This window comes from Stenotrophomonas sp. PS02298 (genome assembly GCF_029959445.1).
GTDB lineage: Bacteria > Pseudomonadota > Gammaproteobacteria > Xanthomonadales > Xanthomonadaceae > Stenotrophomonas.
Genome location: NZ_JASCOR010000199.1, coordinates 1 through 6,869, shown reverse-complemented (window position 1 = coordinate 6,869; position 6,869 = coordinate 1). Strand labels below are relative to the sequence as shown.

6 protein-coding genes are annotated in these 6,869 nt (G+C 58.7%); 5 read left to right on the top strand and 1 reads right to left on the bottom strand.

All coding sequences use genetic code 11. The features are described from left to right. The first annotated feature begins 739 nt into the window (after positions 1–739). Positions 740–1,186, top strand: a complete 447-nt coding sequence (locus tag QMX78_RS19230; protein ID WP_282272585.1) for a hypothetical protein — start codon at positions 740–742, stop codon at positions 1,184–1,186. A gap of 142 nt (positions 1,187–1,328) precedes the next feature. On the opposite strand, the gene QMX78_RS19225 is transcribed toward QMX78_RS19230, so the two are convergent. Then, positions 1,329–1,910, bottom strand: a complete 582-nt coding sequence (locus tag QMX78_RS19225; protein WP_282272583.1) for a TetR family transcriptional regulator — start codon at positions 1,908–1,910, stop codon at positions 1,329–1,331. Between the two features lie 132 nt (positions 1,911–2,042). Between QMX78_RS19225 and QMX78_RS19220 the strand changes: the two genes are divergently transcribed. The 4 genes from QMX78_RS19220 (at position 2,043) to QMX78_RS19205 (ending at position 6,465) form a co-directional block, all read left to right on the top strand. After that, entirely contained in the window at positions 2,043–3,122 is a 1,080-nt protein-coding gene (locus QMX78_RS19220; RefSeq protein WP_282272581.1) for an alkene reductase, read from the top strand. A 63-nt stretch (positions 3,123–3,185) separates the two neighbouring features. Continuing rightward, entirely contained in the window at positions 3,186–3,968 is a 783-nt protein-coding gene (locus QMX78_RS19215) for an SDR family oxidoreductase (RefSeq protein ID WP_282272579.1), read from the top strand. Between the two features lie 71 nt (positions 3,969–4,039). Further along, the gene (locus tag QMX78_RS19210) at positions 4,040–5,353 is read left to right on the top strand and encodes an alpha/beta fold hydrolase (protein ID WP_282272577.1); all 1,314 of its coding nucleotides are present in this window, start codon (positions 4,040–4,042) and stop codon (positions 5,351–5,353) included. An 80-nt stretch (positions 5,354–5,433) separates the two neighbouring features. Further along, entirely contained in the window at positions 5,434–6,465 is a 1,032-nt protein-coding gene (locus QMX78_RS19205; RefSeq protein WP_282272575.1) for an NADP-dependent oxidoreductase, read from the top strand. Positions 6,466–6,869 lie beyond the last annotated feature (404 nt).

The following is a 6,869-nucleotide window of genomic DNA, read 5'->3' as shown; positions in this document are numbered from 1 at the left end:
TACACAGCCAAGGTGCTTGAACAGACCCCATAGATGGGGAGAACCTGCCCGAGAGACGAGCAATCAACCTTGAAATTCAGTCGCTTAGGCAGCTTTTGGCCCTGTACGTAATGATTCCCTGCCGACCCTCGTTTTGCGTTGCCTAGTGTTTACATAATATACATTATGCGAAATGGTTGATGGGCCGACTCCAATGGATCTGGCTTTGGATCACTTCTCACCTACCATCCCGGCTGATTGCCACGGACAAGTTGCCCATGTTCCGGAGGAAACCCGCCTCTTTTGGCGCGGATACTCGCCCGTGTTTTCGCAGAGATACTCGCCCGTGTTTTCGCAGAACCCCGGATAAGATGCCCTGTTTTTCGCGTTGCCGCGGATAAGGTGCCCCTCATTTCATTGAAGGCCTACTTCCACCAGTGCCGGCGGATCGCCCGATCAGTCTGCGTAGACATGATTCGCCACAGGCCTACTATCGGCGAGAAGAATCCGGCCGGAGTTTCCTTCGCACCTTGGACGAACCCGCGGAGCAGTGCAGTCATCAGATTCATGGTCGTCACCTCGCCCAATGGTGGATCAGATGTATCGGCACTGCACCGTAACACGCGCTGCAGACGGCTAGCTGCGCTTGTGGGTAGTCCTCGGCCTAATTGATCCGATGGGTTGAGACGTTTCCCCCACAGGTTACCTGAGTGGTTGGACGTGGCATCCTTGCGCTGTGAAGCCACCTGGCAAGTAGAGCATGCCCAAGCATTTGCTCGAGGAAACACCTGCGTCCGCTGCAGCCCGGGCTGCCCTGTCGGCTGATTGGCTGGATCCGAGCGCGTTCGAGGATCTGCTGCGATTGGATGGCAGTAAGGGTCAGACGCTCTCCCAGCTGATGCAATCTGGCAGAGTTTTGGGTGTCTGGCTCCCAGAAAAGGAAGGGTTTTTCTATCCCGCATGGCAGTTGACGCCGTCTAACGAGCCGGTATCAGTGCTAGCTGAGCTGCTTTCGCTTCTCCGTGGTCCATATGGAGTGGCCGAAGGCGAGCGAACGTCAGGCTGGGAAGAGATGGATTGGCTGGCGGCCCCGCATACGCTATTGGGAAATAGCTCGCTCTCCATGATGCTAGCCACTAATCCAGAGCTTGTCTTGGATGTTGCCAGACAACACTTCTCCTCCTGGAGCGCTGACGCACTTTGGTGAAGATCCAGGATCCCCGCGTCCATGGCCCGGAGCTGCGGGACGAGACGTTTTCCGCACGCCTCGGACCGATGGAGGGTGTGACCTCCAGATCAGCCGGCGAGCCGACGCTGCCGCGGCGCTCGATAGATCTTTACGCAGCGTGTCAGTTGCGTGGCTTCAATCGGGCCAGTGCGCGGTCCCTACAGGTGTTTAGGATCTCGTCTGCAAGTGGTGCGTCGTCGGGGCATGCACGGGAGAGAACCAGCGCGCCCACCAACTGAGAGAACGCCTCGATCCTACGGGCGCGCTCCTGTTGGGACATGGAGGGGGCATCAGCCGGCACTTGTCCTGCGGCCTGATGGCCCGCTCCCAGCAACTGCTCAAGCCCTTCCGCGAAGGCTGTTCTGACTTGCTCGGGCTGGCGCGATGCATCTGTTGCGAGGGCGGCCATGGTGCAGCCCTGGGACGGGTTGTCGCGATGGGCACGCGACAAGTACTGCTTGATGAAAGCTGAGGCATCTCCGGTCTGCAAACGAGCGGTCTGCTGGAACCCACAGGTCGCTGACTCTGCTGCCAAGTCGGCTTTTGAGGCGAAATGCTTGTAGAAGCCGCCCTGCGTCAACCCTGCAGCTGCCATGAGATCAGCAACGCCGATGCCTTGATAGCCGAACTGACGGAACAACGTCGACGCTGTCTCGACAACGTGTGCCCGGTTTGCCTGGGACTGAGCTTTCGTAACTTTCATGACTTGATCCTGGAGGAGATCCGAACCTGAATGACTGAACTATATCATTGCGTACGATCATAATCATAACTTGACACGCAATGCGTACGACCGTAATCATTGGCACTCCAACCCTCTTCTTAGCTGCCGTTCATGACTGAAAGCATTCTGTTCGCCCCTTACGAGTGCGGCGATATCACCCTTTCCAATCGCGTTGTGATGGCCCCGCTGACCCGCAATCGCGCCGGCGCTGGCTTGGTGCCTTCCCCACTGGCGGCCACTTATTACAGCCAGCGCGCCACGGCCGGGCTGATCATCACTGAAGCCACCCAGGTTTCACCTCAAGCCCAGGGCTATCAGGACACCCCCGGCATCTACACGCCTGAACAGATCAAGGCATGGCGAGCAGTGACAGATGCAGTGCATGAGAAGGGCGGCAAGATCTTCGTGCAGCTTTGGCACGTCGGTCGGATCTCCCACGTGGACCTTCAGCCAGGCGGCTCCGCTCCTGTTGCCCCCTCGGCGATTCGTGCTCAAGCCAAGGTGTTTGTAAACAAAACCTTTGTTGACGTCTCTGAACCGCGCGCCCTTCTGACAGACGAGATTCCCGGCATCGTCGAGGATTTCCGCAAGGCCGCAGCAAATGCGATCGCCGCCGGATTTGACGGCGTCGAGATCCACGGTGCCAACGGCTACCTGCTCGATCAGTTCATCAAGGACGGGGCCAATCAGCGGACGGACCGCTACGGTGGTTCGATCGAGAACCGCGCCAAGCTCCTGCTTGAGGTCACAACGGCTGTCGCCGGGGAGATTGGGCCTGGGCGAACGGGCGTGCGCATCTCGCCAGTGTCCCCAACCAACGGCATCTCCTCCTCCGAGCCGCAACCCCAGTTCGACTACATCGTCGCTGCACTCAGTGATCTCGGTATCGCGTATCTGCACGTGGTCGAAGGTGCGACCGGCGGTCCCCGGGATATTACGCCCTTCGACTACGAAGCATTGCGCAGTCGCTTCAAGCACACGTACATCGCCAACAATGGCTATGGCATCGAGCTGGCGAAGATTCGAGTTGAGGAAGACGAGCGGCAACTTGTCTCATTCGGGCGAGCCTTCATCAGCAATCCTGATCTGGTCGAGCGATTCAAGGCACACGCACCGCTGAGCCCACTGGATCCCACCACCCTCTACGGTGGCGGTGAGAAGGGCTACACCGACTACCCGACGATGGCATAAGCCCGTCAACTTCAAAGGGCAGGTCAACACCTGCCCCCTCCCCCATTCGTATAGGTAAACACCATGAACAGGCCTGCTGCCGTACTCATCACCGGATCCTCCACTGGCATTGGTGCCACGTACGCCGCCCGTTTCGCACAACGCGGTCACGACCTTGTGCTGGTCGCCCGCGACAAGGCCAGGCTCGACGTGCTGGCGCAACAGTTGAGCGAGAAGTTCGATGTGACTGTCGAGGTCCTGCCGGCGGATCTGACAAATCAGGACGACCTTCTGAGGGTCGAACGGAAGTTGCGCGATGACGAACGGATTGGCGTACTCATCAACAACGCCGGGATGGGACAGTCGGGTAGCTTCCTGGACCAGGACGCGCAGCGCATTGAGCAAATGATCGCGTTGAACGTGACGTCCGTTACCCGTCTGGCGGCAGCAATCGCCCCTCGCCTCGTCAACAATGGTGATGGTGCCATCGTCAACATAGGATCGGTTGTTGGCCTGGCACCAGAGTTCTCGATGAGCATTTATGGGGCGACAAAGTCCTACGTTCAGTTCCTCTCCCAAGGACTTCAAATCGAGCTCGGGCCGCGTGGCGTCTACGTACAAGCAGTTCTTCCGGCAGCCACCAGGACAGAGCTGTGGGATCGTGCCGGGATCGATGTGAGCAGGCTCGCGGAAATGATGGACGTGGAAGAACTCGTCGATGCCGCGCTGGTTGGTTACGATCGCCGCGAGCCGATAACGATCCCGCCGCTCCACGTCGAGGAACGGTGGGCGTCCCTGCAAACGGCGCGTCAGGCCCTGATCGGCGATCTCAAGCAAGGCCAAGCAGCCGCCCGCTACCGTCAATAGACCTCCAGGTCGACCCGCGCCGGTGAGATCCCGCAATCGCCGGGATTCATTGATAGATCACGAGAACCCATATGACCACCCTGTACCTGGAAGACCTGTACGTAGGCCAGCGCTTCATTGGCAAGGCGTCCATTTCCATCGATGTGTCACAAGTCAAGCAGTTTGCCGAGGCTTATGACCCCCAGCCGTTCCACATGGATGAAGCCCTGGCCTCCGATACGCTCTTCCAGGGTATCGCTGCCAGTGGCTGGCACACAGCAGCAACCACCATGAGGCTGCTGCTTTCCAATGAAGAGCAGTTGGCCGGTGGAATCATTGGAGCAGGTTTCGATGACCTGCGCTGGCCCCGCCCCGTGCGCCCCGGCGATGCGTTGCGTGTTGAATGCGAAGTCCTTGAGGTCCGGAGATCCAGATCGAAGCCTCGCCAAGGCTTGGTCAAGCTCCGCACCGAAACGTTCAACCAGAACGATGATGTCGTCCAGGTAATGAGTGGGACACTGGTAGTTCAATGCCGCTCTGACGCTGACTCGTTGCCACTGGGCACGGAAGGACGGTCTTCATGGGTGAGCACGCCGAACAAGCGCGTCAATATCGGCAGCGTCAGTCTGGCGTATCGCGAGCTCGGACCTGCAGGAGGCGTTCCCGTCGTGCTTCTCAATCATTGGGGAGCAAATCTGGACGGCTTCGATCCCCGGATCGTGGATGCTCTGGCCACCCAGCACCATGTCATCGCCATCGATTACCGCGGGATTGGACTTTCAGATGGACCGTCGCCCGTGTTGGTCGCGGATTTTGCCGACGATGTCATTGCCTGCGTCCATGCCTTGGGTCACGAGCAGGTCGATCTGTTCGGGTTCTCGCTGGGGGGCTTTGTAGCCCAACAGATTGTGGCGAAGAAGCCAGAGCTGGTCAGGAAGCTCATCCTCGCCGGCACCGGCCCCGCTGGCGGTGATGGCATCGACAAGGTGGGTGCCACCTCCTGGCCTTTGATAGAGCGGGCCAAACGTGAAGGAAAGCCTCCGCAGTACCATCTGTTCTTCAACGACAACGGCAAAGGGCGCGCTGCAGCACAAGCCTTCGTCGACCGGCTGGCGGAGCGGCATCTGGATCGGGATCAGGTACCCAGTGCAGAGGCGTTCATGCACCAACTCCAGGCGATCGAGGCTTGGGGGCGGCAAGCCGCACAATCACTGGAAAACGTGCAGCAGCCTGTTCTTATCGTGAACGGGGACCATGACATCATGGTGCCAACGGAACTCAGCTTGACGATGGCCGAGCGATTCCCGGACGCACGTCTGATCATTTATCCCGACTCAGGGCATGGCGGGATCTTCCAGTATCACGCTGAGTTCATTCCGGCGGCACTCGCCTTCCTATCCACCTGAGGATGCCGCAGGGTGTCCCGAGCGCCACCAGATGACGCTTGACACTCTTGGTATCTGTCTAATTCCAAGGACCTAAATTCATGAAGACCACGAAGATGAAAGCCTTTGTGATTGAGCAGTATGACAAGAATGAGACTGGCCAAATCAAGGAGGTCGCAATCCCCGAACTCGGAGATGACGATGTCCTGGTCCGCGTCGGAGCAGCGAGCGTGAATGTGCTGGATCTGAAGATCATGAAGGGAGAGTTCAAGCGGGTCCTGCCCTATGCGCTTCCACTGATCCTCGGTAACGACGTGGCCGGAACAGTTGTGGGGCTGGGCAGGAAGGTAACTCGCTTTGCCATCGGAGACCAGGTTTACGGCAGAGTGCCTGCATCCCGTATCGGCACCTTCGCGGAGTACGTGGCTGTAGATGCCAAGGCGCTGGCGACCAAGCCTGATGCAGCAAGCATCGAGGAGGCTGCTTCAATTCCGTTGGTCGCTCTTACCGCATGGCAGGTGCTCGTTGAAACGGCGGCAGTTCGCCCCGGGCAGAAGGTACTCATTCATGCAGGATCTGGTGGCGTGGGCACCGTAGCTATTCAGTTGGCCAAGCATCTTGGTGCCTATGTTGCTACGACCACCAGCGCGGCCAACGCCAGCCTCGTCAAGGCACTCGGGGCCGATGAGGTCATCGATTACAAGAACCAGCGTTTTGAAGAGCTGTTGAAGGATTACGACGTCGTTCTGAACGGCTTGGGCCAAGAAGTTCTCGCCAACTCAGTCAAGGTCTTGCGGCCAGGTGGGCATCTGATTTCCATCTCTGGTCCGCCGACGCCGGAGTTCGCGCGCAGCCTCGGGCTCTCTTGGGTTGCCCGTCAGCTTGTGGGCTTGATCAGCAGAAAGATCCGTGCAGCCACGAAGCAGGCCGGGGTCAAATACACATTCGTCTTCATGCGTGCAGACGGGAAGCAGTTGGAGGAGATCACCCAATTGGTAGATGCATCGGTCATCAAGCCGGTCATCGATCAGGTATTCGATTTCGCCTCTACCTCCGAGGCCCTGTCCTATGTCGATCGCGGACGCACCAAGGGGAAGGTTGTGATCTCGATGCCTGCGAACACGAATTCGTAGTCCGGATCACCGAAGGCCCTACGCCCAGACAAACTCTTGGGCTTCCGAGCACCGCAAGCGCCAGCCTGCGGCGGTGGCGGCTAAGCGCAACCGCCGCAGGGCACTGGACGTACGCAATGGCAGCAATTCGCAGTAGGGAACTTGTCTCGCGATTCTGGGAAGACAAAGGACTTTCGATCTCAACCTGCCGATCGGGGTAGCTCTGGACATCTACTGGAGACAGGGATAGCGGATCACGATGATGTGAAGGTCACTATCCTAGGAGCCGTCTGCTTTCGGCCGAGGCTGTGTGAAAACCCCGCCTCCGCTGGCATGATCTGAGCACCGGTCGATGGGTGCTCTGCATGAAGCGATTCGTGGATGGCGTTGATCGTTCCCAAGGACTTCTTCTCCCTGATCGGCTT